The sequence below is a fragment of the Mycobacterium sp. ZZG genome (assembly GCF_054786995.1).
Map to the genome: position 1 here is coordinate 145,994 of NZ_JBTBFV010000003.1, position 24,447 is coordinate 170,440.

24 protein-coding genes, 2 tRNA genes and 1 pseudogene are annotated in these 24,447 nt (G+C 68.1%); 11 read left to right on the forward strand and 16 right to left on the reverse strand.

From position 1 onward, the window contains the following. Window positions 1-98: 98 nt before the first annotated feature. Both rpmB and ACXMYJ_RS03390 read left to right on the forward strand, forming a co-directional pair. The gene (rpmB, locus tag ACXMYJ_RS03385) at window positions 99-293 is read left to right on the forward strand and encodes a 50S ribosomal protein L28 (RefSeq protein ID WP_104864700.1); all 195 of its coding nucleotides are present in this window, start codon (window positions 99-101) and stop codon (window positions 291-293) included. Window positions 294-440: 147 nt separating this feature from the next. Next, the gene (locus tag ACXMYJ_RS03390) at window positions 441-743 is read left to right on the forward strand and encodes a hypothetical protein (protein ID WP_460353989.1); all 303 of its coding nucleotides are present in this window, start codon (window positions 441-443) and stop codon (window positions 741-743) included. A gap of 16 nt (window positions 744-759) precedes the next feature. Here ACXMYJ_RS03390 and ACXMYJ_RS03395 read toward each other — a convergent pair whose 3' ends face one another. Together ACXMYJ_RS03395 and ACXMYJ_RS03400 are read right to left on the reverse strand one after the other, a co-directional pair. Beyond that, the gene (locus ACXMYJ_RS03395; RefSeq protein ID WP_443186685.1) at window positions 760-1,437 is read right to left on the reverse strand and encodes a uracil-DNA glycosylase; all 678 of its coding nucleotides are present in this window, start codon (window positions 1,435-1,437) and stop codon (window positions 760-762) included. A 21-nt stretch (window positions 1,438-1,458) separates the two neighbouring features. Continuing rightward, window positions 1,459-2,421, reverse strand: coding sequence for a thiamine-phosphate kinase (locus ACXMYJ_RS03400; RefSeq protein ID WP_460353991.1), 963 nt, complete (start codon window positions 2,419-2,421; stop codon window positions 1,459-1,461). A 97-nt stretch (window positions 2,422-2,518) separates the two neighbouring features. Here ACXMYJ_RS03400 and ACXMYJ_RS03405 point away from each other — a divergent pair, with 97 nt between their 5' ends. Together ACXMYJ_RS03405 and ACXMYJ_RS03410 are read left to right on the forward strand one after the other, a co-directional pair. After that, entirely contained in the window at window positions 2,519-2,761 is a 243-nt protein-coding gene (locus ACXMYJ_RS03405; protein WP_443186683.1) for an Lrp/AsnC ligand binding domain-containing protein, read from the forward strand. 10 nt (window positions 2,762-2,771) lie between these two features. Further along, a complete protein-coding gene (locus tag ACXMYJ_RS03410) occupies window positions 2,772-3,395 on the forward strand; it encodes a DUF3515 domain-containing protein (RefSeq protein WP_260751408.1) in 624 nt (207 codons plus the stop codon). A 3-nt stretch (window positions 3,396-3,398) separates the two neighbouring features. Here the strand turns inward: ACXMYJ_RS03410 and ACXMYJ_RS03415 are convergent, their stop codons facing one another. The 3 genes from ACXMYJ_RS03415 to ACXMYJ_RS03425 are packed head-to-tail and all read right to left on the reverse strand — an operon-like array spanning window position 3,399 to window position 6,625. Beyond that, window positions 3,399-4,502, reverse strand: a complete 1,104-nt coding sequence (locus tag ACXMYJ_RS03415) for a D-alanine--D-alanine ligase family protein (protein ID WP_260751406.1) — start codon at window positions 4,500-4,502, stop codon at window positions 3,399-3,401. 29 nt (window positions 4,503-4,531) lie between these two features. Next, window positions 4,532-5,641: a cystathionine gamma-lyase gene (locus tag ACXMYJ_RS03420; protein WP_260751405.1), complete on the reverse strand. Its 1,110-nt coding sequence runs from the start codon at window positions 5,639-5,641 to the stop codon at window positions 4,532-4,534. 6 nt (window positions 5,642-5,647) lie between these two features. Then, a complete protein-coding gene (locus ACXMYJ_RS03425; RefSeq protein ID WP_260751404.1) occupies window positions 5,648-6,625 on the reverse strand; it encodes an NAD(P)H-dependent glycerol-3-phosphate dehydrogenase in 978 nt (325 codons plus the stop codon). Between the two features lie 71 nt (window positions 6,626-6,696). Between ACXMYJ_RS03425 and cofC the strand changes: the two genes are divergently transcribed. From cofC to mutT1, 3 genes are read left to right on the forward strand one after another with little or no spacing between them, the layout of a single operon-like run. After that, complete coding sequence (gene cofC, locus ACXMYJ_RS03430) at window positions 6,697-7,344, forward strand: 2-phospho-L-lactate guanylyltransferase (RefSeq protein ID WP_443186771.1); 648 nt, start codon at window positions 6,697-6,699, stop codon at window positions 7,342-7,344. A gap of 48 nt (window positions 7,345-7,392) precedes the next feature. Further along, the gene (locus ACXMYJ_RS03435; RefSeq protein WP_260751402.1) at window positions 7,393-9,594 is read left to right on the forward strand and encodes an RNA degradosome polyphosphate kinase; all 2,202 of its coding nucleotides are present in this window, start codon (window positions 7,393-7,395) and stop codon (window positions 9,592-9,594) included. Window positions 9,595-9,632: 38 nt separating this feature from the next. Beyond that, entirely contained in the window at window positions 9,633-10,565 is a 933-nt protein-coding gene (gene mutT1 / locus ACXMYJ_RS03440) for an 8-oxo-(d)GTP phosphatase MutT1 (RefSeq protein ID WP_460353996.1), read from the forward strand. 86 nt (window positions 10,566-10,651) lie between these two features. On the opposite strand, the gene ACXMYJ_RS03445 is transcribed toward mutT1, so the two are convergent. From ACXMYJ_RS03445 to leuC, 3 genes are all read right to left on the reverse strand, one after another. Next, window positions 10,652-11,305, reverse strand: coding sequence for an HU family DNA-binding protein (locus ACXMYJ_RS03445; protein ID WP_443186682.1), 654 nt, complete (start codon window positions 11,303-11,305; stop codon window positions 10,652-10,654). Between the two features lie 201 nt (window positions 11,306-11,506). After that, window positions 11,507-12,100, reverse strand: a complete 594-nt coding sequence (leuD, locus tag ACXMYJ_RS03450; protein ID WP_443186681.1) for a 3-isopropylmalate dehydratase small subunit — start codon at window positions 12,098-12,100, stop codon at window positions 11,507-11,509. A gap of 17 nt (window positions 12,101-12,117) precedes the next feature. Further along, window positions 12,118-13,563, reverse strand: coding sequence for a 3-isopropylmalate dehydratase large subunit (gene leuC / locus ACXMYJ_RS03455; RefSeq protein ID WP_460354000.1), 1,446 nt, complete (start codon window positions 13,561-13,563; stop codon window positions 12,118-12,120). A 38-nt stretch (window positions 13,564-13,601) separates the two neighbouring features. On the opposite strand from leuC, the gene ACXMYJ_RS03460 reads away from it, so the two are divergent. After that, window positions 13,602-14,303, forward strand: a complete 702-nt coding sequence (locus ACXMYJ_RS03460; RefSeq protein ID WP_260751398.1) for an IclR family transcriptional regulator — start codon at window positions 13,602-13,604, stop codon at window positions 14,301-14,303. 138 nt (window positions 14,304-14,441) lie between these two features. Here ACXMYJ_RS03460 and ACXMYJ_RS03465 read toward each other — a convergent pair. The 4 genes from ACXMYJ_RS03465 to ACXMYJ_RS03480 all read right to left on the reverse strand — a co-directional run bounded on the left by ACXMYJ_RS03465 (window position 14,442) and on the right by ACXMYJ_RS03480 (window position 17,040). Beyond that, a tRNA-Glu gene (locus ACXMYJ_RS03465) sits at window positions 14,442-14,514 on the reverse strand. Between the two features lie 61 nt (window positions 14,515-14,575). After that, a tRNA-Gln gene (locus ACXMYJ_RS03470) sits at window positions 14,576-14,650 on the reverse strand. Window positions 14,651-14,767: 117 nt separating this feature from the next. Beyond that, the gene (gene gltX / locus ACXMYJ_RS03475; protein WP_443186679.1) at window positions 14,768-16,255 is read right to left on the reverse strand and encodes a glutamate--tRNA ligase; all 1,488 of its coding nucleotides are present in this window, start codon (window positions 16,253-16,255) and stop codon (window positions 14,768-14,770) included. Beyond that, on the reverse strand, window positions 16,252-17,040 hold the full coding sequence (locus ACXMYJ_RS03480; RefSeq protein WP_460354003.1) for a fumarylacetoacetate hydrolase family protein: 789 nt from the start codon (window positions 17,038-17,040) through the stop codon (window positions 16,252-16,254). Before ACXMYJ_RS03480 ends, gltX begins: the two co-directional genes overlap by 4 nt. Window positions 17,041-17,156: 116 nt before the next feature. Between ACXMYJ_RS03480 and ACXMYJ_RS03485 the strand changes: the two genes are divergently transcribed. Next, window positions 17,157-18,368: an MFS transporter gene (locus ACXMYJ_RS03485; protein WP_460354005.1), complete on the forward strand. Its 1,212-nt coding sequence runs from the start codon at window positions 17,157-17,159 to the stop codon at window positions 18,366-18,368. Here the strand turns inward: ACXMYJ_RS03485 and ACXMYJ_RS03490 are convergent. From ACXMYJ_RS03490 to serA, 3 genes and pseudogenes are all read right to left on the reverse strand, one after another. Then, a pseudogene (locus ACXMYJ_RS03490) lies at window positions 18,357-18,915 on the reverse strand (hypothetical protein). The gene ACXMYJ_RS03485 and the pseudogene ACXMYJ_RS03490 sit on opposite strands and share 12 nt — an antisense overlap. A gap of 38 nt (window positions 18,916-18,953) precedes the next feature. After that, window positions 18,954-19,964, reverse strand: a complete 1,011-nt coding sequence (locus ACXMYJ_RS03495) for a 3-isopropylmalate dehydrogenase (RefSeq protein ID WP_460354096.1) — start codon at window positions 19,962-19,964, stop codon at window positions 18,954-18,956. 8 nt (window positions 19,965-19,972) lie between these two features. Then, window positions 19,973-21,586, reverse strand: a complete 1,614-nt coding sequence (gene serA, locus ACXMYJ_RS03500; protein ID WP_260751394.1) for a phosphoglycerate dehydrogenase — start codon at window positions 21,584-21,586, stop codon at window positions 19,973-19,975. Window positions 21,587-21,618: 32 nt separating this feature from the next. On the opposite strand from serA, the gene ACXMYJ_RS03505 reads away from it, so the two are divergent. Both ACXMYJ_RS03505 and wrbA read left to right on the forward strand, forming a co-directional pair. Next, window positions 21,619-23,058, forward strand: coding sequence for a phytoene desaturase family protein (locus tag ACXMYJ_RS03505; protein ID WP_260751393.1), 1,440 nt, complete (start codon window positions 21,619-21,621; stop codon window positions 23,056-23,058). Window positions 23,059-23,124: 66 nt separating this feature from the next. Continuing rightward, complete coding sequence (gene wrbA / locus ACXMYJ_RS03510) at window positions 23,125-23,721, forward strand: NAD(P)H:quinone oxidoreductase (protein ID WP_260751392.1); 597 nt, start codon at window positions 23,125-23,127, stop codon at window positions 23,719-23,721. On the opposite strand, the gene ACXMYJ_RS03515 is transcribed toward wrbA, so the two are convergent. Next, window positions 23,718-24,344 (reverse strand): DUF3159 domain-containing protein, encoded by a 627-nt coding sequence (locus ACXMYJ_RS03515; protein WP_443186677.1) that lies wholly within the window; start codon window positions 24,342-24,344, stop codon window positions 23,718-23,720. The genes wrbA and ACXMYJ_RS03515 overlap by 4 nt on opposite strands. Between the last annotated feature and the right edge of the window lie 103 nt (window positions 24,345-24,447).

Sequence of the window (24,447 nt, forward strand, 5' to 3'; positions counted from 1 at the left end):
TCCTGATCAGGTTGTCGGGTCGCGCCGCCTCTGAGGTGGCCGGAGGAATCCAGACCCCGACCCAAGAACCCTTAAGTACTAATTCGAGGAGTTTCAACATGGCTGCCGTGTGCGAGATCTGCGGGAAGGGCCCCGGCTTCGGCAAGTCGGTGTCGCACTCCCATCGCCGGACCAGCCGTCGGTGGAACCCGAACATCCAGTCGGTGCGTGCGGTGTCGGGCCCGGGCGGGAACAAGCACCGCGTCAATGTGTGCACGTCCTGCCTGAAGGCCGGCAAGGTTTCGCGCGGCTGATACTGGACCCGGCGAGGCATTCGACGGGTGACGAAGCGCGGTCGGTGTGATACGCCGACCGCTGTTCGTTTATGCGCGGAGTCGGAGGGTAAGGCCGATTCTTGAGGCAGGGCATCGGGCCCGGCCGGAAAGGAATTGGTCTCGACGATGAGCCACGCAGAGTTATCACGATCAGCAGTTCTCACGGTATCCGGTCTGGCCGCCGCCGGATGGCTACTGGTGGGCTGCGGCAATGGCAACGACGAAAGCCCCGACGGGGGAACGTCGCCCGCTGAGGTGACGACCACCGAGACGGCGACCAGCGAGACGACCACCACCGAGGCAACTACCACTGAGCCGACGTCGCCCGAGACGACCACCGACGGTGAGAACACCATCGAGATTCCATCTCCGAACATTGACATCCCGTCGCCGGAGATACCGGAAGTGACCCCAAGCCCGGTGCCCTGACCCCGCGCGCCGCCCGCTAGGGCAAACGCCAGTCGATCGACTCGGCACCCATCTGGGTGAGCAGGTTGTTGGCGCGGCTGAACGGTTTTGACCCGAAGAATCCGCGCGACGCCGAGAGCGGCGACGGATGCGGGGATTCGATGACTGCGGTGTCGCCCAGCATGGGGCGCAGTGTCGAGGCGTCCCTGCCCCACAGCACGGCCACCAGAGGCTGCTCGCGGGCAACCAGCGCGCGGATCGCGCATTCGGTGACCGCCTCCCAGCCCTTACCCCGATGTGAGGCGGGGGTGCCCGGCCGCACCGTCAGCACCCTGTTGAGCAGCATCACGCCCTGTTCGCACCAGGGCGTCAGATCCCCGCAGACAGGCGCCGGGTGGCCGAGATCCGCCCGGTACTCCTTGAAGATGTTGTCGAGACTGCGCGGCAGCGGCTTCACGTCGGGCGCGACCGAGAAACTCAGGCCGACGGCGTGGCCGGGTGTCGGGTACGGATCCTGACCGACGATCAGCACCCGGACCTTGTCCAGCGGAAACGTGAACGCACGCAGTACGTTCTCCCCGGACGGCAGGTACCGGTGTCCGGCGGCGAGTTCGGCGCGCAGGAACTCCCCCATCTGTGCCACCTGGGATTCGACCGGCGCCAGCGCCGCGGCCCACCCGTCGTCGATCAGTTCCCGCAGAGGACGTGCTGTCACGAGAGGCCAACTTAGCGGGCCTCAGAACGACTGCCAGCCCGGGTCTCCCTGCCACGGTGCGCCGTCGACGGTGACACCGGCGGCAGCGGGCGGAACCGCCACGCTGCCGATGACGCGCCAACCCGGCGGCGGTTCGGCGCGGAACGTGGCCACCAGTGCGTGGTCCTCTCCCCCGCCGAGCACCCACTGCAGCGCATCGGCGCCGGCCTCGGCCGCCGCCTCGGCGACTGCCTCGATGTCGGGACGCAGACCTTCGCTGGAGAGATCGATGTGCACGTTCGACGCGAACGCGATGTGCCCGAGGTCGGCAAGCAGTCCGTCGGAGACGTCGGTCATCGAGGTCGCGCCCGCCCGGGACGCGATCCGGCCCTGCCCGTAGGGCGGCTCGGGAACGAGATGGCGGCGACGCAGCGCCGCATGCCCTTCGATTCCCTTGTGCCACAATGCGTATCCCGCATGGGAGCGACCGAGTTCACCGGTTATGGCCACGATGTCCCCGGGTCGGGCACCGTCGCGACGCACCGGCTCCCGACCGTCGAGGTCGCCCAGCGCGGCGACCGACACCACCCACTGCGGTGCCGAGACGGTGTCTCCGCCGACGATGCTCGCGCCGATCGACTCGGCCTCGTGCCACATCCCGTCGGCCAGTTCCACCGCGCTCGCGGTGCGGGTGTGCCCGGGCGCCCCGAATCCGATGACGAACGCGGTGGTCCGCCCGCCCGTGGCTTCGATGTCAGCGGCGTTCTGCGCGATGGCTTTTCGCCCGACGTCGTGCGGGGTGGACCAGTCCAGCCGGAAATGCCGGTTCTCGATGAGCATGTCGGTGCATACGACGGTCCGGCCGTCCGACGCGACGACGACGGCCGCGTCGTCACCGGGGCCGAGCGCGACGAACGGGGGCTGGCGACGGCCGGCGACCAGTCTGTCGATCACGGCGAATTCGCCCGACTGCGACAGCGTGTCGTCGGCGCCCTCGTCCGCCATCGCCCGATCCTCCCGCCGTCCTGAACGCTCGACGCACCTGCGGTACGTTTGGTCCCTGCGGCGTGGAGTCTATGCAGCCAATGAAGGGATTTCGCCAGTGGTCGAGGCTTTCGTTCTCATCCAGACCGAGGTCGGCCGCGCCGAAGTCATCGCCAAACAGCTCGCGGGGCTGACCGGTGTGTCGTCGTCGGAGTACGTGACCGGCCCCTATGACGTGGTGGTGCGGGTGACCGCGGGGTCTCTCGACGAGCTGAAGACGACGATCGTGCCTGGTGTGCAGCAGGTTGCCGGGATCACCCGCACCCTGACCTGTCCTATCGCCGGCGGGGCGCACCCCTAGAGTTTGACGTGTGAACAGCCCGACCACAGACGGTCCGCCGCGGTGGGCGCTGCTCGCCGCGCTGATCATCGCCGTCGGCAGTGTGGTCGCCGTGATCGGCACGATCGCGGTCAGGCAACGCGTGCCGGCGCCTCAGCCGGTGGCGATCGCGGCGCTGCCCGCCCCCCAGGCCGAGAGCCCGCAATGCGCGGGGTTGGTCGCTGCGTTGCCCGACGCGCTCGGCGACTACCGGCGCGCCGAGGTCGTGGAACCCGCGCCCCCCGGCACGGCCGCGTGGCAGCGGGAGCACGGTGGTGAAGCGCTGATCCTGCGGTGCGGACTGGAGCGGCCCGCCGAGTTCGTATCCGGGACTCCCGTGCAGGTGGTGGACGGGGTGCAGTGGTTCCGGGTGGGCGAAGCGGGGGCGGGAAATGACCGGGTGGGCGAAGCGGGGGCGGGAAATGACCGGTTGGGCGAAGCGGGGGCGGGAGATTCGCGCAGCACCTGGTTCGTCGTGGACCGGCCCGTGTACGTGGCGCTGACGTTGCCGGCGGATTCCGGCCCGACACCGATCCAGGTGCTCTCGCAAGCGATCACCGACACTCTTGCGCCCCGCCCGCCGGATCCTGGGCCCGTTGGCGCGCCGCCGCGCTAGCCGCTACCGCAGACCGGTGCCGCGGGCGAGCGCCGTGTCGACCATGGTCGCCAGCAGGGTCGGGTAATCGACGCCGCTGGCCGCCCACATCCGCGGATACATCGAGATCGTGGTGAATCCGGGCATCGTGTTGATCTCGTTGATGACGGGCCCGTTATCGGTGAGGAAGAAGTCCACCCGGGCCAGACCCTGGCAGTCGATCGCCTGGAAGGCGCGGATCGACAGTTGCCGCACCACGTCGGCGACGTCGTCGTCGACTTTGGCGGGCACGTCGAGTTCGGCGGCGTCGTCGAGGTACTTGGTCTCGAAGTCGTAGAAGCCGTCTTCCCTGCCGCGCACGCCGGCCACCCGGATCTCACCCACCGTGCTGGCCGCGAGCCGCCCGTCCGGGAATTCGAGCACACCGCATTCGAGTTCGCGTCCCGGGATGGCGGCCTCGACGATGACCTTCGGGTCGTGACGTCGGGCCAGCTCGACCGAGGCGTCCAGGTCGTCCCAGGACACGACGCGGCTGACACCGATCGACGACCCTCCGCGGGAGGGTTTGACGAACACCGGTAAACCGAGCCGCTCCCGGTCATCGAGCGACACGGTGGCGGCACCGCGGCGCAGCACCACATGGTCGCCGACCGGCAGTCCCGCGGCGGTGAGCAGCTTCTTGGTGAACTCCTTGTCCATGCCGGCCGCACTGGCGAACACCCCGGCGCCGACGTACGGCACCCCGGCGAGTTCCAGCAGTCCCTGAATCGTGCCGTCCTCGCCGTAGGGGCCGTGCAGCACCGGGAACACGACGTCGACGGAGGCCAGCAGCTCACCGGCGTGGTCGCCGAGGGACACCAGCTGGCCGCGCCGACCGGGGTCGGCGGCCAGGGCAAGCTCGATGCCAGACGAGGGGCTGACGCCCGGCAGGGTGCCGTCGGTGATCGCCAGCGCCTCGGGCCGGCCGTCGGTGAGCACCCACGATCCTTCGGGCGTGATGCCGACGGCGACCACCTCGAACCGCTGCGGGTCGAGGTTGCGCAGGATGCTGCCTGCGGATACACACGAGATCGCGTGTTCGGAGCTACGTCCGCCGTAGACGACGGCGACTCGGATGCGGGCAGTCACAACCTAGAGAGGCTACCGGCCCGCCCGTGTCACGCCGCCCCGAGTGCCTGCCGGACGTCGTCGACGATGTCGTCGGTGTCCTCGATCCCCAGCGAGATCCGGGCGAACCCGCCGGAGACGGGGTCCCCCCAGCGGGCCCGTCGGTCGACCGAGGTGTGGATTCCGCCGAAGCTCGTGGACGCCACCAGCAACGCGCTTCGCCGCACGAGATCGTGCACCGCGTCGGCGTCGGCCAACTCCACCGCCACGATGCCGCCGAACCGCCGCATCTGAGCGGACGCGATCGCGTGTGACGGATCCTCGGGTAGGCCGGGATAGCGCACAGATCGCACCGCCGGGTGGGAACGCAGCATCAGCGCCAACGCCGCGGCGTTCTGGCACTGTCTCTCGAACCGCAATCCGGCACTGCCCAGGCTGCGTAGCACCAGCCAGGCTTCGAAGGCACCGAGGATGGGCCCGGCGAGAAGTCGTTCGCGCTCGATGCGTTCCATCAGTTCGGGGTGGCTTCCCGCCACGTAGCCGGCGAGGACATCGTGATGGCCGGCCAGCGCCTTGGTGGCGCTGGCGACCACCAGGTCGGCGCCGAGCGACAACGGTTGCTGTCCGAGCGGAGTGGCGGTGGTGTTGTCGACGACGAGCACCGTCCGCTGCGACCGGCACGTCATGGCCAGCCGGTGCAGTTCCACCACGTCGAGTCCGGGGTTCGACGGGGTCTCGGCCAGCACCACGTCCGCGTCACGGGCTGCGTCGCACATCTGGTCGCACCGCGCTTCGACGACGGTGACGCCGCGCGGCGCGAGGTACTCCTTGGCGTAGGCACGCACCTGGTAATACCCGTCCGCCGGCACCACCAGCGTGTGGCCCGGCTCGGCCAGGATCCGCAGCACCGCGGTCAGCGCGGCCATTCCCGAACCGAAAGTCAGTGCGCGCGCAGCCCCTTCGAGCTGGGCCAGCGCGGACTCCAGTTGCCGCCACGTCGGGTTGGACTTGCGGCCATAGCTGTCAAGGGCTTCGTCCTCGTCCGCGCCGAGGTGATAGGCCGCCACCGGCACCAGCGGCTGTGCCACTGGCTCGCCCGGAATACCCTGGGCGACAACGGATTTGACGCTGCGTGTGGAGTCTCCGTAGGTGCCGGTCATCGGCGCTCACTCCGGCTTGGGGGTGCGACCGAGGAGCAGCGAGACCGCATCGTCGACCGACAATCCCCGGTGGCACACCCGGTGCACCGCCTCGGTGAGCGGCATCTCGACGTCGTAGCTGGAGGCCAACGCCAGCACTGACTGGCACGACGTCACCCCCTCGGCCACGTGGCCTCCGGTCGCCTCCCGGGCGGCCTCGATGGTGCCACCCTTGCCCAGATGTTCCCCGAACGAGCGGTTCCGGGACTGCGGTGAGGTGCAGGTGGCCACCAGATCTCCGATCCCCGCGAGGCCGGCCAGGGTGGCGGGCTTGGCTCCCAACGCAATTCCCAGACGCATGATCTCGGCCAGCCCACGCGTGATGATGGCCGCTGCGGTGTTCTCGCCGAGCCCCACACCGGCGGCCATTCCGCAGGCCAGCGCGATGACGTTCTTGCATGCGCCGCCGATCTCGGCGCCGATGACATCGGAGTTGGTGTACGGCCGGAAGTACCCGGTGGCCAGCGCCCGCTGCAGTGCGACCGCCCGGCCGGAGTCGCTGCAGGCGACGACCGTGGCCGCCGGCTGCTCCTCGGCGATCTCGCGGGCCAGATTCGGCCCGCTGACGACGGCGACCCTTCCCGGGTCGGCGCCGGTCACCGAGATGATGACCTGACTCATCCGCATCAGCGTGTCCAGTTCGATGCCTTTGGCCAGATTCACCAACGTGGTGTCGGCGCCGAGGTACCCCTTCCACAGTTCGAGATTGGCCCGCAGGGTCTGTGACGGAACCGCCAGAAACACCGTGCACGGTGCACCGAGCGCTTCGGCCGGATCACTGGTGGCGCGAATCGATGGGGGCAGCGCGACATCCAGGTAGCCGGCGTTACGGTGGGTCCGGTTGATCTCGTCGGCCAACTCCGCCCGGCGGGCCCACAACGTGACGTTGTTGCCGGCATCGGCCAACACCTTGGCCAGGGCTGTTCCCCAGGCCCCGGCCCCCATTACCGCTGCTTCCACCACGGCTTCAGACTAACCGGGAATAACCGACTGGCAGGATGGCGCTCGTGAGCGGCATGAACATCAACCGCGCCGACATCGGCCTGGTGATCGCGGTCAAGCGGCTCACTGCTGCCAAGACACGGCTGGCTCCGGTGTTTTCGGCCGCGGCCCGCGAGGACGTCGTGCTGGCGATGCTCGTCGACACCATCACCGCTGCCATGGCCGTCCCAGCCCTGCGCTCGGTGCTGGTCGTGACCCCCGACCGCGATGCCGCCGAGGCCGCCCGCAGGACCGGCGCCCGCGTGCTCACCGACCCGACACCGGAGGGCCATCGGGACCCACTGAACAACGCGTTGAACGCGGCCGAGGCAGTGGCCCGCCGGCAGAGCGCGAATATCGTTGCTTTACAGGGTGATCTGCCCTGTCTGCAGACCATCGAACTGGCCGAGGCGATCGCCGCGGCGCGGGCGCATCCGCGCAGTTTCGTCGCCGACCGGCACGGCACCGGAACCTCGGCTCTGTTCGCGTTCGGAGTCGCGCTTAAACCGCGGTTCGGACCCGACTCCGCGCGGCGTCATCGCCGTTCCGGTGCGGTCGAGCTGGCCGGGCCCTGGCCGGGGCTGCGCTCGGACATCGACACCCCTGAGGACCTGCTCGCCGCCCGTGACCACGGCGTCGGCCCGGCCACCGCGCAGGCGATCGGACGCGTCGTGAATCCGTGACCCATCTCGGTGGCAGGAGCACCCGGGTATAGGGAATCATCGACAGATATGACCGAAGCCCAGACCAGGCCCGACCAGGCGGAGCCCTCCGGGCTCTCCGAGACGTCCGAGACGGTCGCCCCGCCGCCGGTCGCCGCACCCACGGATTCGGCACCCGTGGCGCCACCCGCGGCGACGTCACCCACCGTCGAGAACCCACTGCCTGATGACCGCTACCTGAACCGGGAATTGAGTTGGCTGGACTTCAACGCCCGTGTGCTCGCGCTCGCGGCCGACCCGTCGTTGCCGCTGTTGGAACGCGCCAAGTTCCTGGCGATCTTCGCGTCCAATCTCGACGAGTTCTACATGGTGCGGGTGGCTGGGCTGAAGCGCCGCGACGAGATGGGACTGTCGGTGCGTTCTGCCGATGGGCTCTCGCCGCGTGAACAGCTGCGCCGCATCAGCGAACGGACCCAGCAGATCGCCAGCCGGCACGCGCGAGTGTTCCTCGACTCGGTACGGCCGGCACTGGCCGAAGAGGGCATCGTCATCGTCACCTGGGCCGAACTCGACGAGGCCGAGCGGGGCAGGCTCTCCACCTATTTCCACGAGCAGGTCTTCCCGGTGCTCACTCCGCTGGCGGTCGATCCTGCCCACCCGTTCCCGTTCGTGAGCGGGTTGAGCCTGAACCTCGCCATCACCGTCAAGCACCCCGACGACGGCGGCCAGCATTTCGCGCGAATCAAAGTGCCCGACAACGTGGACCGCTTCGTCGAACTCGCCGGCAGGGAAGACACCCCCGGCACGGTGCGGTTCCTGCCGATGGAGGAATTGATCGCGGCGTTCCTTCCGGTGTTGTTTCCGGGCCTGGAAGTGGTGGAGCACCATGCGTTCCGCATCACCCGAAATGCCGATTTCGAGGTGGAGGAAGACCGCGACGAAGACCTGTTGCAGGCGCTCGAACGCGAGTTGGCCCGGCGGCGCTTCGGATCTCCGGTGCGCCTTGAGGTCTCCGACGACATGACCGAGAGCATGCTGGAACTGCTGCTGCGTGAACTCGATGTCGCGCCCGGGGACGTGGTCGAGGTGCCCGGGCTTCTGGATCTCTCGTCGCTGTGGCAGATCTACAAGGTGGACCGGCCGGCGCTCAAGGATCCGCCGTTCGTGCCGGCCACGCCGTCGGCGTTCGGCGAGCGCGAGACCCCCAAGAGCATCTTCGCCGCGCTGCGTGACGGCGACGTCCTGGTGCATCACCCCTACGACTCGTTCTCGACCACCGTGCAGCGCTTCATCGAACAAGCTGCCGCAGACCCCAATGTGCTTGCCATCAAACAGACCCTCTACCGCACCTCAGGTGATTCGCCGATCGTCAACGCGCTGATCGACGCCGCCGAGGCCGGCAAGCAGGTGGTGGCATTGGTTGAGATCAAGGCCCGGTTCGACGAACAGGCCAACATCAAGTGGGCGCGCGCACTCGAACAAGCCGGTGTGCATGTGGTCTATGGGCTCATCGGATTGAAGACACACTGCAAGACGTGCCTGGTGGTGCGCCGGGAGGGATCGACCATCCGCCGCTACTGCCATGTCGGCACCGGCAATTACAACCCGAAGACGGCGCGCCTCTACGAGGACATCGGCCTGCTGACGGCCGCACCCGACATCGGCGCCGACCTGACCGACCTGTTCAATTCACTGACGGGTTACTCACGCAAGGAGTCCTACCGCAACCTGCTGGTGGCGCCGTACGGTGTGCGCAAGGGCATCATCGAGCGCATCGAACGGGAGATCGCTGCCACCCGGGACGGAGCCGACGGCCGGATTCGCTTGAAGGCAAATGCTTTGGTCGACGAGCAGGTCATCGACGCGCTGTACCGCGCGTCGCAGGCCGGGGTGCGCGTCGAGGTCGTGGTCCGCGGAATCTGCGCGCTGCGCCCGGGTGTACCCGGCTTCTCGGAGAACATCACGGTGCGGTCGATCCTCGGCCGGTTCCTCGAACATTCACGGATCATTCATTTCCGCGCCATCGACGAATACTGGATCGGGAGCGCCGACATGATGCACCGTAATCTCGACCGGCGGGTGGAAGTCATGGCGCAGGTCAAAGATCCACGTTTGACCGCACAACTGAACGACATCTTTGAATCTGCGGTCGACCCGAGTACGCGGTGCTGGGAACTCGGTCCCGACGGGAATTGGACCGCGTCGCCACAGGAAGGGCACACCGTGCGGGACCATCAGCGATCGCTGATGGAGCGACATCGGCACCCGTGACCGCTCTTCCCATTCGCGAATGACACGCAGGAGTTGAGGTGCCGAAGGAGCACAAGCGGGATGCCGTCGTGGTGAAGAAGTCACCGATCCTGGCAGCCGGCGCAGTACTGTGGCGTCCCCAGGAGTGCACGGACACACCGGAGATCGCGGTGGTGCACCGACCCCGCTACGACGACTGGTCACTGCCTAAAGGCAAGGTCGACCCGGACGAAACCGAGCCGGTCACCGCGGTGCGTGAGATCGAGGAGGAGACGGGTTACCGCGCCCGCCTCGGGCGGCGGCTGCCCACCGTCACCTATCCGGTCGACAACGCCACGAAGAAGGTGCGGTACTGGGCCGCGCGCTGCCTGGGCGGCGAATTCGCCCCGAACGCCGAAGTCGACGAACTGCGGTGGCTCTCCGCCGAGGACGCGATGTCCACGCTGAGCTACCCGCACGACCGCAAGGTTCTCCGCCACTTCCTCAAACATCCCGCCGACACCCAGACGGTGCTCATCGTTCGGCACGGCACCGCCGGTGACAAGAAACGCTACCGCGGCGACGACCGAAAGCGCCCATTGGACAAGCATGGCCGCGCCCAGGCCGAGGCACTGGTCACACAGTTGCTGGCGTTCGGAGCCGAAGAACTGTTCGCCGCCGACCGGGTGCGCTGCCGGCAGACGCTCGAGCCGTTGGCCGAAGAACTCGGCACGGTGATCCACGTCGAGCCGATGCTCACCGAAGAGGCGTACGCGGAGGACCGCAAGGCCGCCCGGCACCGCGTTCTCGAAATCGCCGAGAAGTCGGTCACACCGGTGATCTGCAGCCAGGGGAAGGTGATTCCCGACCTCATCGCCTGGTGGTGCGAGCGCGACGGGGTACGGCCGGACAAGTCCCGCAACCGCAAGGGCAGCACGTGGGTGATGTCCCTGCATGAGGGCCGGCTCATCGCCGCCGACCACATCGGCAGCCCACTACCCCCGAAAAAGTGATGCCGCAATTGAATACAACTTCGTCGTAACGGCGACACGAAATACGCCGCGGATCATCAGATCCGCGGCGTATCCGTGAGAACGTGTTACTTGCGTCCGCGCTTGGCCGGAGCCTTCTTGGCGGGCGCCTTCTTCGCGGCGGTGGCCTTCTTGGCCGGAGCCTTGGTCGCGGCCTTCTTGGCCGGAGCCTTCTTGGCCGGAGCCGCCTTCTTCGCGGCGGTGGCCTTCTTGGCCGGAGCCGCCTTCTTCGCGGCGGTGGCCTTCTTGGCCGGAGCCGCCTTCTTCGCGGCGGTGGCCTTCTTGGCGGGAGCCTTGGTCGCGGCCTTCTTGGCCGGAGCCTTCTTGGCCGGAGCCGCCTTCTTGGCAGCGGCCTTCTTGGCCGGAGCCTTCTTGGCTGCCTTGCGCGCGGTGCTCGTCGCGGTCACGCCGCGCTTGACCGCCGGCCCTTCGGCCGGAAGCTTCTGTGCGCCAGAGACAACAGCCTTGAACTGAGCGCCGGGACGGAACGCCGGAACTGAGGTGGGCTTCACCTTTACGGTCTCGCCGGTACGCGGATTGCGCGCCACGCGGGCGGCGCGACGCCGCTGCTCGAAAACACCGAAGCCGGTGATGGTGACGCTCTCACCCTTGTGCACGGCGCGCACGATGGTGTCGACAACGTTCTCCACCGCCGCAGTCGCTTGCCGACGATCCGAGCCCAACTTCTCCGTGAGTACGTCGATGAGCTCTGCTTTGTTCATGCAAAACCTCCGAAACCAGTGGCCCTCTCTGGGCCGACTAGTGGACACGGTAAACCCATTGCCTGCTGATTTCCAAGAGCCACGCGCAATTTCAGGCGTGCACAGCGAACTTTTTTCAATCCGCTTGGCTCCCTTACCGTCCTATCGGAGCCCGCGAAAAGAGGGTTTCAGGCGCGGGATTTCGGCCTTTCGGCCGCCCGATCACGCCGGAAGTGTGGAGGGTTTCCACTCCGGCCTGCGTCGCTCAAAATTCTCGATTTCGTCGAGTTTGCGCAGCGTAAGGCCTATATCGTCGAGTCCCTCGAGCAGCCGCCAAGCGGTGTAATCGTCAATGTTGAACGGCACCATCATGGTTGCGGCGGTGATGGTCCGATCTTGAAGATTGACAGTGATTTCCGTCCCGGGATGCTGCTCTATGAGCTTCCACAACAATTCGACGTCATCCTGCGCCACTTCCGCCGCCAGTAGACCGGCCTTGCCGGCGTTGCCCCGGAAAATATCGGCGAATCGGGATGAGATGACTACCCGGAATCCGAAGTCCATCAGCGCCCAGACCGCATGTTCGCGTGACGACCCGGTGCCGAAATCCGGTCCGGCGACCAGAACCGAGCCCTTGTCGAACGGCGGTGAATTCAAGACGAAGGACGGGTCGGTGCGCCAGGCCGCGAAAAGACCGTCCTCGAATCCCGTTCGGGTCACCCGCTTCAAATAGACCGCGGGGATGATCTGGTCGGTGTCGACGTTCGAGCGGCGCAGCGGAACGCCGATCCCGGTGTGGGTGCGGAAAGCTTCCATGACAGTCTCCTGAGGTCTCAGTGGGCCGAATCGGCGGCCAGGTCGGCGGGGGAAGACAGCGTGCCGCGCACCGCGGTCGCGGCGGCCACCGCGGGCGAGACGAGATGCGTTCGTCCGCCCTTGCCCTGCCGCCCCTCGAAATTCCGGTTCGAGGTCGATGCGCATCGCTCCCCCGGGGCGAGTTGATCCGGGTTCATCCCGAGGCACATCGAGCATCCCGCCTGGCGCCATTCGGCCCCTGCGGCAGTGAAGATCTCACCCAGGCCCTCGGCTTCGGCCTGGGCGCGCACCCGCATCGAACCGGGAACGACCAGCATCCGGACGTCGTCGGCCACCTTCCGGCCGCGCAGCACGTCGGCGACCACGCGCAGATCCTCGATCCGGCCGTTCGTGCACGATCCGACGAACACCGTGTCGACCGGGATTTCACGCAGCGGAGTACCCGGACGAAGGTCCATGTAAGCCAACGCCTTTTCGGCGGCCAGGCGCTCCCCCTCGTCGAAGATCATCTCGGGGTCGGGGACCGATCCGCTCAGTGCGACACCCTGGCCGGGATTGGTGCCCCACGTCACGAAGGGGCTCAGCGTCGAGGCGTCGATGTAGATCTCGGTGTCGAACTGGGCGCCCTCGTCGGTGCGCAGCTGACTCCACGCCTCGACCGCGGCGTCCCACTGAGCCCCCGCAGGAGCATGCGGACGGCCACGCAGGAATTCGAACGTCTTCTCGTCGGGGGCGATCATGCCCGCCCTGGCGCCCGCCTCGATGCTCATGTTGCAGACCGTCATCCGGCCTTCCATGGACAGCGATTCGATGGCGCTGCCCCGGTATTCGATCACGTGACCCTGACCGCCGCCGGTGCCGATCTTTGCGATGACGGCGAGGATGATGTCCTTGGCGCTGACTCCGGGCGGGAGTTCGCCGTCGACATTGACCGCCTGGGTCTTGAACGGCCGCAGCGGAAGCGTCTGGGTGGCAAGCACATGTTCGACCTCAGAGGTTCCGATCCCCATCGCCAGAGCGCCGAACGCACCGTGCGTCGAGGTGTGGCTGTCACCACAGACCACGGTCATGCCCGGCTGGGTCAGACCCAACTGCGGCCCGATGATGTGCACGATGCCCTGCTCGACATCTCCCATCGGGTGGAGTCTGATGCCGAAATCCGCACAGTTCCGCCGGAGAGTCTCGACCTGGGTGCGTGAGACCGGGTCGGCGATCGGCTTGTCGATGTCGACGGTCGGCACGTTGTGGTCCTCGGTGGCGATCGTTAGATCGGGCCGGCGCACCGGGCGTCCGGCCAGCCGCAAGCCGTCGAAGGCCTGGGGGCTGGTGACCTCGTGGAGGATATGCAGATCGATGTAGATGAGGTCCGGCTGACGCGCGGCACCCTCACCGGTGCCCGGAACGACGACGTGATCGCTCCACACCTTCTCGGCGAGCGTGCGGGGCTGGTTCGCGATGACCATCTTGACTGTCTCACAATCTGGGAAGCTAGTATCTCCTTGTGAGACAGAATAGCGGTATCGGCGTGCTGGACAAAGCGGTCACCGTGCTTCACGCGGTAGCCGAGTCCCCCTGCGGTCTCGCCGATCTCTGCGAGCGCACCGACCTACCGCGGGCGACTGCGCACCGGCTCGCCGTCGGATTGGAAACCCACCGGCTCCTCGCACGCGACGGCGACGGACAGTGGCGTCTCGGTCCGGCACTGACCGAACTCGCCGGGCATGTCAACGATCCGCTGCTGACCGCCGGTGCTGTGGTGCTGCCCCGGCTGCGCGAATTGACCGGGGAGAGTGTGCAGCTCTACCGGCGGGAGGGTACCGCCCGCATCTGTATCGCGGCCCTGGAGCCGCCCGCCGGTCTACGTGACACCGTTCCCGTCGGCACCCGACTGCCCATGACGGCGGGTTCGGGAGCCAAGGTGCTGCTCGCCTTCGCAGATGCGGCCACCCAGCAGGCGGTGCTGCCGTCGGCCATGTTCACCGACCGGACCCTGGCCGAGGTGCGCAAGCGGGGCTGGGCCCAGAGCGCCGCCGAACGCGAGCCCGGTGTGGCCAGCGTCTCGGCTCCGGTGCGCGACGGCCGGGGCGCGGTCATCGCCGCCGTCTCGGTCTCCGGGCCCATCGACCGGATGGGCCGCCGGCCCGGGGCGCGCTGGGCGGCCGATCTGGTCGCCGCGGCCGATGCGCTGACCCGGCGGCTGTAGCGAGCGCCCGGCGCCCGGGCTACGGAGACACCACCGCCCGGCCGACATTGCGTGGTCTCACGCGGTCCCGGGCGAGTGCTGGGCGAGTACGCAACGAAAAACTCCGGCCCTCGGATGAGGAACCGGAGTGTTGCTTTGTACCCCCGATGGGATTCGAACCCACGCTACCGCCGTGAGAGGGCGGCGTCCTAGGCCGCTAGACGACGGGGGCTAGAACTGGTGCCGGTTGGAAAGCATAGCTCAGGTGAGAATGCAGACCTAATCAGTGGCGTTGGCTGGGGTACCAGGACTCGAACCTAGAATGGCTGAACCAGAATCAGCTGTGTTGCCAATTACACCATACCCCATTGGCTGCTTGTAACCGCTGGTCACAAGCCCCTTTTCGGCCCGGCGTGCGTCGGTGTCACCTTCGCGCGCCTTTCACGGGCCGACGAGCAGACTACCAAAGATTTCGGACTGATTTTTCACGGCACCGCCGTCGCGGCCGCCGCGGCGTGATCCCGGCCGGCCTGCAACCGCGCCAAGCTGCGGTCGCGGCCGAGAAGCTCCAGCGACTCGAACAGCGGCGGGCTCACCGACGAGCCCGTCGCGGCCACCCGGACCGGACCGAAGGCCTTGCGCGGTTTGAGCTCGAGCGCTTCGATCAGCGCGGACTTCAGCGCCGCCTCGATGGCCGCCGCGTCCCACGTCGCGATGCCCTGAAGTGCTTGCACCGCGGCGTCGAGTACCGGCACCGCCTCGGCCTTGAGTTCCTTGGCCGCCGATTTGTCGTCGAGTGCGAACGAGGCGTCGTCGAGGAACTTCAACAGATCCCAGGCATCGCCGAGCACGACGATCCGGGTCTGCACCAGCCGGGCCGCCTCGGCGAAGCCGACCTCGTCCAGACCGGTGCGGTAACCGTGAGCGGCGAAGTACTCCCCGAGCCGGCGGATGAACTCGGCCTCTTCGAGCATCCGGATGTGCTCGGCGTTGAGCGCTTCGGCCTTCTTCTGGTCGAACCGCGCCGGATTGGAGTTCACGTCGGCGACGTCGAACGCGGCGACCATCTCGTCCAGGCTGAAGATGTCGCGGTCACCGGCGATCGACCAGCCCAGCAGGGCAAGGTAATTGAGCAGGCCCTCGGGGATGAACCCACGGTCCCGGTGCAGGAAAAGATTGGATTGCGGGTCGCGTTTGGACAGCTTCTTGTTGCCCTCGCCGAGGACCGGAGGAAGATGGGCGAATTGCGGTGTCATATCGGTCACACCGATGCGGATCAGCGCGGCGTAGAGCGCGAGCTGCCGGGGAGTGGACGGCAGGAGGTCCTCGCCACGGAGCACGTGTGTGATTTTCATCAACGCGTCGTCGACCGGATTGACCAAGGTGTACAACGGGTCGCCGCTGGCTCGCGTGAGCGCGAAATCCGGCACCGACCCCGCGGGGAACGTGGTCTCGCCGCGGACGAGGTCGTTCCAGGTCAGGTCCGTGTCGGGCATGCGCAGCCGGACGACTGGCCGGCGGCCCTCGGCGCGGAACGCCGCGCGCTGCTCCTCGGTCAGCTCGCGGTCGTAGTTGTCGTATCCGAGTTTGGGGTTGCGCCCGGCGGCGATATGGCGGGCCTCGACCTCCTCGGCGGTCGAGTAGGCCTCGTAGGCTTCGCCGGCGGCGAGCAGGCGCTCGATCACGTCGAGATAGATCTCGCGGCGCTGCGACTGGCGGTACGGGGCGTGCGGACCGCCGACCTCGGGACCTTCGTCCCAGTCCATTCCCAGCCACCGCAGTGCGTCCAGCAGCGCAACATAGCTGTCCTCACTGTCGCGGGCGGCGTCGGTGTCCTCGATGCGGAAGACGAACGCGCCGCCGGTGTGCCGGGCGTAGGCCCAGTTGAACAGCGCGGTACGGATCAGGCCGACGTGGGGCGTCCCGGTCGGCGACGGGCAGAATCTGACACGTACCGCATTCGAGGTCGTCACGATCTTCCTTTTCTGACAACAGGATTGGTGAGGGTCCCGATCCCTTCGACAGTGATGCTGACGACGTCACCGTGCTCCAGCGGGCCCACGCCTTCCGGGGTTCCGGTCAAGATGAGATCACCGGGCAGCAAGGTCATCACCGCCGAGACCCACTCGATGATCGCGCCGACGTCGTGGATCATCAACGACGTCCGGCTCCGTTGTTTGACTTCGCCATTGACCTCCGTGCGGATTTCGAGGTCGGAGGGGTCGAGGTCTGTTTCGATCCACGGTCCCACCGGGCAGAAGGTGTCGTGGCCCTTGGCACGCGTCCACTGGCCGTCCTTGCGCTGCTGATCCCGCGCCGACACATCGTTGGCGATCGTGTAGCCCAGAATGTTCTCGGCGGCGCGCGAGGCCGGAACGTCCTTGCAGGGCCGGCCGATCACCACGGCCAGTTCGCCTTCGAAGTGCACCGGGTTGGCGTCGGCGGGAAGTTGGATCGGCGTATAGGGCCCGATGATCGCCGTGTTCGGCTTGAGGAAGATGATCGGGTCCTCGAAGGTGCCCCCGCCCATCTCCTCGATGTGCGCGGCGTAGTTCTTGCCCATCGCCGCGACCTTGCTGGCCAGGATCGGCGCGAGGAGTCGCACATCGGCCAGCGGCCACTGCCTGCCGGTGAAGGTGGGCGTACCGAAGGGATGCTCGGCGATCTCTCGGGCCACCGCCGCGGCCGGGTCGTCGGGCGGACCCTCGATAGAGACGAAGGCGACACCGTCGGGGCTGGCAATTCGTCCGAGACGCATAGGGCCAGCCTAGTGCGCGGTACACCCGCCGCCGACGGCACGCCACCCACGCCAGAAAGTCTCATATTTTGGGAACCCCATTCAGGATTGTGAGACACCTGTGCGACCATGGCGCCATGGGAACCACGTCGGTCAGCGCGTTGAGGCGCTGGTCGATGCTGGCTGTCGGGCTGTCGGCGACGCTGTGCGCCAACGTGTTCATCAACGGTGTCGCGTTCCTGATACCGACCCTGCACGACGAACGCGGCCTCGATCTGGCGGCGGCCGGGCTGATGTCGTCACTGCCCAGCCTGGGGATGGTCACGACGCTGATCGCGTGGGGCTACGTCGTCGATCGCGTCGGCGAACGGGTCGTACTGACGCTCGGGTCGGCCCTGACCGCCGCGGCGGCGTTCGCGGCGGCCTCGGCGGACTCCCTTCTGACCACAGGTGTTTTCCTGTTCCTGGGTGGTATGGCCGCCGCGAGCAGCAATACCGCCAGTGGACGGCTCGTGGTCGGCTGGTTCGACGCCGAACAGCGTGGCCTGGTGATGGGCATCCGGCAGACCGCTCAGCCCCTCGGCGTGGGCGTCGGCGCGCTGGTGATCCCGCGGCTGGCCGAGGCCGAGGGAGTCTCGGCAGCGCTACTCTTCCCGGCCGTGGTGTGCGCGGCGGCAGCGGTGCTCTGCGCGGTCGCGGTGATCGACCCACCGCGGCCCCCGCGCGCCGAGGCCGGCGATAGTGTCCTGAGCAACCCGTACCGCGGCTCACCGATGCTGTGGCGCATCCACCTCACGTCCGTGCTGCTCGTCGTCCCCCAGGTCGTGGTGTGGACGTTCACGCTGGTGTGGCTGATCGCCCGGCACGGCTGGTCGGCCGAATCCGCGGGCCTGCTGGTGATGCTGGCCCAGATCCTCGGGGCCGCAGGGCGAGTCGGTGCGGGCCGGTGGTCGGACATGTTCGTCAGGCGCACCGGCGACCTGATCGCTTCACGGCTGCGTCCGATCCGCATCATCGCCGCCGCCGCGGCGGCCGCGATGGCCCTCTTGGCAGTGACCGACTGGCTGGGTTCGCCAGTGAGCATCGCGCTGATGATCGTCGCCTCGGTGATCACCGTGTCGGACAACGGTTTGGCGTTCACTCTCATCGCCGAGTACGCGGGTCCGTTCTGGAGCGGACGCGCACTGGGCACCCAGAACACCAGCCAACTGTTCGCCCAGGGCATCGCTCCGCCGCTGTTCGGCGGACTGATCGCGGTCGCCGGCTACCCGGTGGCGTTCGCGGTGTGCGCCCTGTTCCCGTTGTTGGCGATTCCGGCGGTGCCGCTGACGGTCGAGTCAGACCGCTGACCGACTGTGGCGGGGCAGCGCGATCAACGCCGCGGCCAGGAAGCACAGCGCCCCGAGAAATGTGCCGAAGTTGGCCAGCCATTCGTCTGCGGTGACGCCGTCCTTGCGGATGAACGCGGCGGCCGCCGACACCCCGAACGCGACGCAGCCGGTGAGGTTGACCGCGTTGGTGATCCAGTCGCGCGACCCGAACCTCACCGCCCCGACGGCGGCGACCGCCGCCATCGCCATCGCGCCGCTGATCAGGAAGAACAATGAGCCGGTCACGTCGGGCACCCAGACGTAGCGACGTTCGGCGAGCACCGCGTGGGCCCATACCGCGGCGCCGGCGCTCAGGTTGAACCACAACGTCCCGGCGAACTGTGCTGCGGCTGCCGACCATTCGAGACGCTCGGCGCGGTCGGCGAGGACCAGTTGCATCCACGCCGCGGTGGTGAAGAACTCAGGAGCCGACAAAGCACAGCAGATCCGCCGGCGCGGCCCCCACCCATCCCGGGAAGCGGGGCGCGGTGGCGAGCGCGAAGAGCGACGAGCCGATGGCGAACAACCAGCACTGCCGCGTCAGCGACGCGCACGCCGCGATGGCTACAGCTTTCCGAGGATCCGGTCGCCGACCTCGGTGGTCGACAGCTTCTCGTCTCCCCGGGTGGCCAGGTGTTCGGCGACCGCCCGGTCGACCCGCGTCGCGGCATCGATCTCGGCCATGTGGGCCAGCAGCAGCGACACCGACATGATGGCCGCCGTCGGATCGGCGATCCCCTGCCCCGCGATATCGGGCGCGCTGCCGTGCACCGGCTCGAACATCGACGGATTGGTCAGCGTGGCATCGATGTTGCCGCTGGCGGCCAGCCCGATACCACCGCAGACCGCGGCGGCGAGGTCGGTGATGATGTCGCCGAACAGGTTGTCGGTGACGATCACGTCGAAGCGGCCGGGATCGGTGACCATGTGGATGGTCGCGGCGTCGACGTGCTGATAGGCGACCTCGACCTCCGGGAACTCGGCGGCGACCGCCTGCACCGTGCGCCACCACAGTGAGCCGGCGTTGGTCAGCACGTTGTTCTTGTGCACCAGGGTCAGGTGCTTACGCCGTTGGTAGGCGCGCTTGAACGCGTCCTGAACCACCCGGCGCACCCCGTAGGCGGTGTTCACGCTGACCTCGGTGGCGATTTCGTGCGGCGTGCCCACCCGGATCGCGCCGCCGTTGCCCGTGTAGGGCCCTTCGGTGCCCTCACGCACGACGACGAAATCGATCTCCGGGTCGCCGGCGAGCGGACTCTGCACACCGGGGTAGAGCCGGCCGGGCCGCAGATTGATGTGGTGGTCGAGTTCGAACCGGATGCGCAGCAGCAGACCGCGCTCCAGCAGTCCGCTGGGCACCGAGGGATCCCCGATCGCGCCCAGCAGGATCGCGTCGTGACCCTTCAGCTCCTCGAGCACGGAGTCCGGCAGCACCTCACCGGTCTTGTGGTACTGCCGTGCGCCGAGGTCGTATTCGGTCTTCTCCACTGCCGGCAGCACGGCGTCAAGCACCTTGAGCGCCTCGCCGATCACCTCCGGTCCGATGCCGTCACCGGCGATCACGGCCAGTTTGATCGTTGCACTCATGTCAGGTCCACCACTTCCAGCGTCACGGCGTCCACGTCGCGGCCGATGGCAGCGAGGACGTCCTCGGGCACTTCACGGTCGAGTCGCAGCATGATCGTCGCACCGCTGCCGTCGGCGTCCTGGCTCAGCTGCGCGGCCAGAATGTTCACCGCGGCGCCGCCGAGCAGGGTGCCGATCTTGCCCAGCGCGCCGGGCTGATCGTCGTAGTTGATGATCAGGTTGACGCCCTCGGCACGCAGATCGAAATTGCGACCGTTGATCTGGACGATCTTCTCCACCAGCTGGGGGCCCGACAACGTGCCCGAGACGTTGACCGTGGAACCGTCGGCGGCCACCCCGCGGACGTCGACGACGCTGCGGTGGTTGGGGCTCTCGGACTCGGTGTCGATCGAGGCCTCGACGCCGCGCTCGGCGGCCAGTGCCGGGGCGTTGACGAACGTGACACGCGACGCGGAGCCGGAGCCGTCGTCGAGGTCCTCGATGACCGCGGAGAACAGGCCGCGCAACGCCGAAAGCCGGAGCACCCCGACGTCCTCGGAGGCCAGCTCGCCGCGCACCTGCACGCACAGGTTGGTGGGCAGCTCCGTCGACAGGGCCCCGACGAGCAACCCGAGCTTGCGGACCAGGTCCAGCCACGGGGCGACCTCCTCGCCGACGGCGCCGCCGCCGACGTTGACCGCATCCGGGACGAACTCACCGGCCAGGGCCAGCTTCACGCTGACCGCCACATCGGTGCCGGCGCGATCCTGCGCCTCGGCGGTCGACGCGCCCAGATGCGGCGTGACGACGACCTGCGGCAGATCGAACAGCGGGCTGTCGGTGCACGGTTCGGTGGCGAACACGTCCAGTCCGGCACCGCGGACGTGGCCGCTGGCGATCGCCTCGGCCAGGGCAGCCTCGTCGATCAACCCGCCGCGGGCCGCGTTGACGATGATCACACCCGGCTTGGTGCCGGCCAGCGCCTCCTTGCCGATCAGGCCGGCCGTCTCCTTGGTCTTGGGCAGGTGCACGGAGATGAAATCGGCGCGGCTGAGCAACTCGTCGAGCGGCAGCAGCTCGATGCCGAGTTGCGCGGCGCGCGCGTGGGACACATACGGGTCATAGGCGGTGATGTGCGCACCGAATGCGGCGAGCCGCTGGGCTACCAGCTGCCCGATGCGGCCCAGACCGACCACGCCCACGGTCTTGCCGAAGATCTCGGTTCCCGAGAATGCCGAGCGTTTCCACGTGCGCTGGCGCAACGTCGCATCGGCGGCGGGGATCTGGCGAGCGGTCGACAGCAGCAGGGCCACGGCATGCTCGGCGGCGCTGTGGATGTTGGACGTCGGCGCGTTGACGACCAGCACACCGCGGGCGGTCGCGGCGTCGACGTCGACGTTGTCCAGGCCCACGCCCGCGCGGGCGACGATCTTGAGTTTCGGGGCCGCGGCGAGGACCTCGGCGTCGACGGTCGTGGCCGAGCGCACCAGCAGCGCGTCGGCGTCGGCCACCGCGGCCAGCAGCTTCTCCCGGTCCGGTCCGTCGACCCAGCGGACCTCGACCTGGTCGCCCAGGGCCTCCACGGTCGATTGGGCCAGCTTGTCGGCGATCAGTACCACAGGAAGACTCACGAGGCCTCAGCCTAATGGGCTCTAATGGCCAGGTGGAATTGACCGTCGTCGGGAGTGGACCCAACGGACTGGCCGCGGCCGTGATCTGCGCGCGAGCAGGGCTGTCGGTGCGGGTGATCGAAGCGCAGGCCACACCCGGTGGGGGCGCACGGACGCTGCCCGATCCGGAGTTCGGCGGTGTGACGCACGACATCTGCTCGGCGGTGCACCCGCTGGCGCTGGCGTCACCGTTCTTCTCCGAGTTCGACCTGCGTGCCCGCGGGGTGACACTGGCGGTGCCGGAGGTGTCCTATGGCAATCCGCTGCTCGGCCGCCCGGCGGCCATCGGCTACCGCGACATCGAACGCACCTGCGCCGAGCTCGACCACGGGGCGTCCTGGCGGCGGCTGCTCGGGCCGTTGGTCGCCGACTGCGACGGCGTGGTCGGATTGCTGCTGGGCGACAAGCGGTCGATCCCGCCGAGTCTGCCCGCCGCCGTGCGGGTCGCTCCCCGGCTGTTGGCCCAGGGCACCCCGGCCTGGGGCACGCTGGTCGGCGAGGATGCCCGCGCTTTGTTCACCGGCGTTGCGGCACATACGATTTCGAGGATGCCATCGCTCGTATCGGCCGGCGCCGGGCTGATGTTGGCGACCCTGGGCCATGCGGTCGGATGGCCGATCCCGGTAGGGGGCTCGCAGGCGGTCCCGGACGCGCTGATCGCGGATCTGCGCGCCCACGGCGGGGAACTGATCCTCGGCGAGACGGTGACGAGTCCGCCTGCGGGCGTGGTGCTCTACGACACCGCGCCGACGGCCCTACTAGACATCTACGGCGACCGGTTGCCCGAGCGCTACGCGAAAACGTTGCGGCGCTACCGATATGGGCCCGGTGTGGCGAAGGTCGACTTCGTACTCTCCGGCGAGATCCCTTGGCGGGACGCACGTCTGGCCGATACGCCGACACTGCACCTGGGTGGTGATCGCGCCACGATGGCCTTGGCGGAGAAGGAAATCGCCGCGGGTAGGCATCCTCAGTGGCCGATGGTGCTGGCCTCGCTGCCTCATCTGGCTGATCCGGGTCGCATCGACGCGCAGGGCCGCCGGCCCCTGTGGACCTATGCCCATGTGCCTGCCGGCTCGACGGTCGACATGGCCGAGGCCGTCACCGAGGTGTTCGAGAGGTTCGCCCCCGGCTTCCGGGACGTGGTGGTCGGCGTGCGCAGCATCCCGGCGGCGCGGTTGTCCGACCACAATGCCAACCTGGTGGGCGGGGACATCGGCGTCGGCGCCAACAACATGGTCAGCGCCCTGACCGGACCCGCGCTGCGGTGGAACCCGTGGACGACGCCGGTACCGAAGGCGTATCTGTGTTCGTCGGCCACCCCGCCCGGCGGCGGCGTGCACGGAATGGCCGGTTTCTACGCCGCCCGCACCGTGTTGCGGCGGGAGTTCGGCATCAAGACTCTGCCGTCGCTGGCCCCGCGGCCCCAGTGATGTCGGCGCGTTCATACACTCCTTTCACGACGACGGGCACGCCGATATCGCGCGTAGGGTGGCGCCATGACGAAACTGGCGGTCATCTACTACTCGGCGACGGGCCACGGCACTGCCATGGCCCACCGTGTCGCGACCGCGGCCGAGGCGGCCGGCGCCGAGGTACGGGTGCGGCACGTCGCCGAGACCCGCGACCCCGAGACATTCGCCAACAACCCCGCGTGGATGGCGAATTATCAAGCGACGAAGGACCTTCCGGCCGCGACCGGCGACGACATCGTGTGGGCGGACGCGGTGATCTTCGGCTCCCCCACCCGCTTCGGCAACATGGCCTCGCAATTCCGGACGTTCATCGACTCCCTCGGTGGGCTGTGGGCGCAGGGCAAGCTCGCCGACAAGGTGTACGCCGGATTCACGTCGTCCCAAACCGCCCACGGCGGCCAGGAGACCACGCTGATCACCCTGTACATCACGCTGATGCACTTCGGCGGCATCATCGTGCCGCCCGGATACACCGACGCGATCAAGTTCGCCGACGGCAACCCGTACGGCGTCGGCCACATCACCGGCCCCGAGAACCGCAACGAGCTCGACGACACGACGCTGGCCGCGCTCGATCACCTGGCCCGGCGGGTCGTCGGCGTCGCCGACCGGCTGCATTAGGCGGGCTCGCCGCCCTTGGGCAGCGCGCGCATCGCCGTGCGGATGGCCAGGAAGATCAACGTCGACGTCACCAGGAACACCGGCCACCCCATGGCGATCCTCGCCACGGCGAGCATGCCGTCCTGGTCGGTGTCGTAAAGATAGAACTGCACCCCGAACCGCGTCGCCGACACCGACGCCATCATCAGCGTCACCAGGTCGAAGGCCGTGCGGACACGGCGGGTTCGCCGCCAGGTGCCGTCGCGCCCGGTCATCCACGCCCACACGACCCCGATCAACGGCCGGCGGACGATGACCGAGCCGGTGAACAGGACCGCCATCAACAGATACAGCCAGATGCCGGGAAGGTAGAAGTCCTTGGCCTGCCCGGTGACCAACGCGAAACCCGCGCCCACTGCGACTCCGGCGAAACCGAACAGCGCGGGCCGGGTGGACTCGCGGTGCACCAGCTGCCAGGCCAGCACGCACGCCCCGGCGACCACCGCCGCGATCAGTGCGGGTGTCAACCCGGCAACCGCGTTGAGCGCGGCGAACGTCGTGACCGGCAGCGCGGTGTATACAAGTCCGCGGATGCCGCCGGCACGCGCCAGCAGCGCCGAGGCCGGAGTCGGGGTGCCCGTCATGATCACCGAGAGTACCGACCCCCGCGCGGGTCCCCCGGAACAGCAATCCCGGTCGTGATCAGCGACTGATCACGACCGGGATTACTATTCCGCGACGGGAACG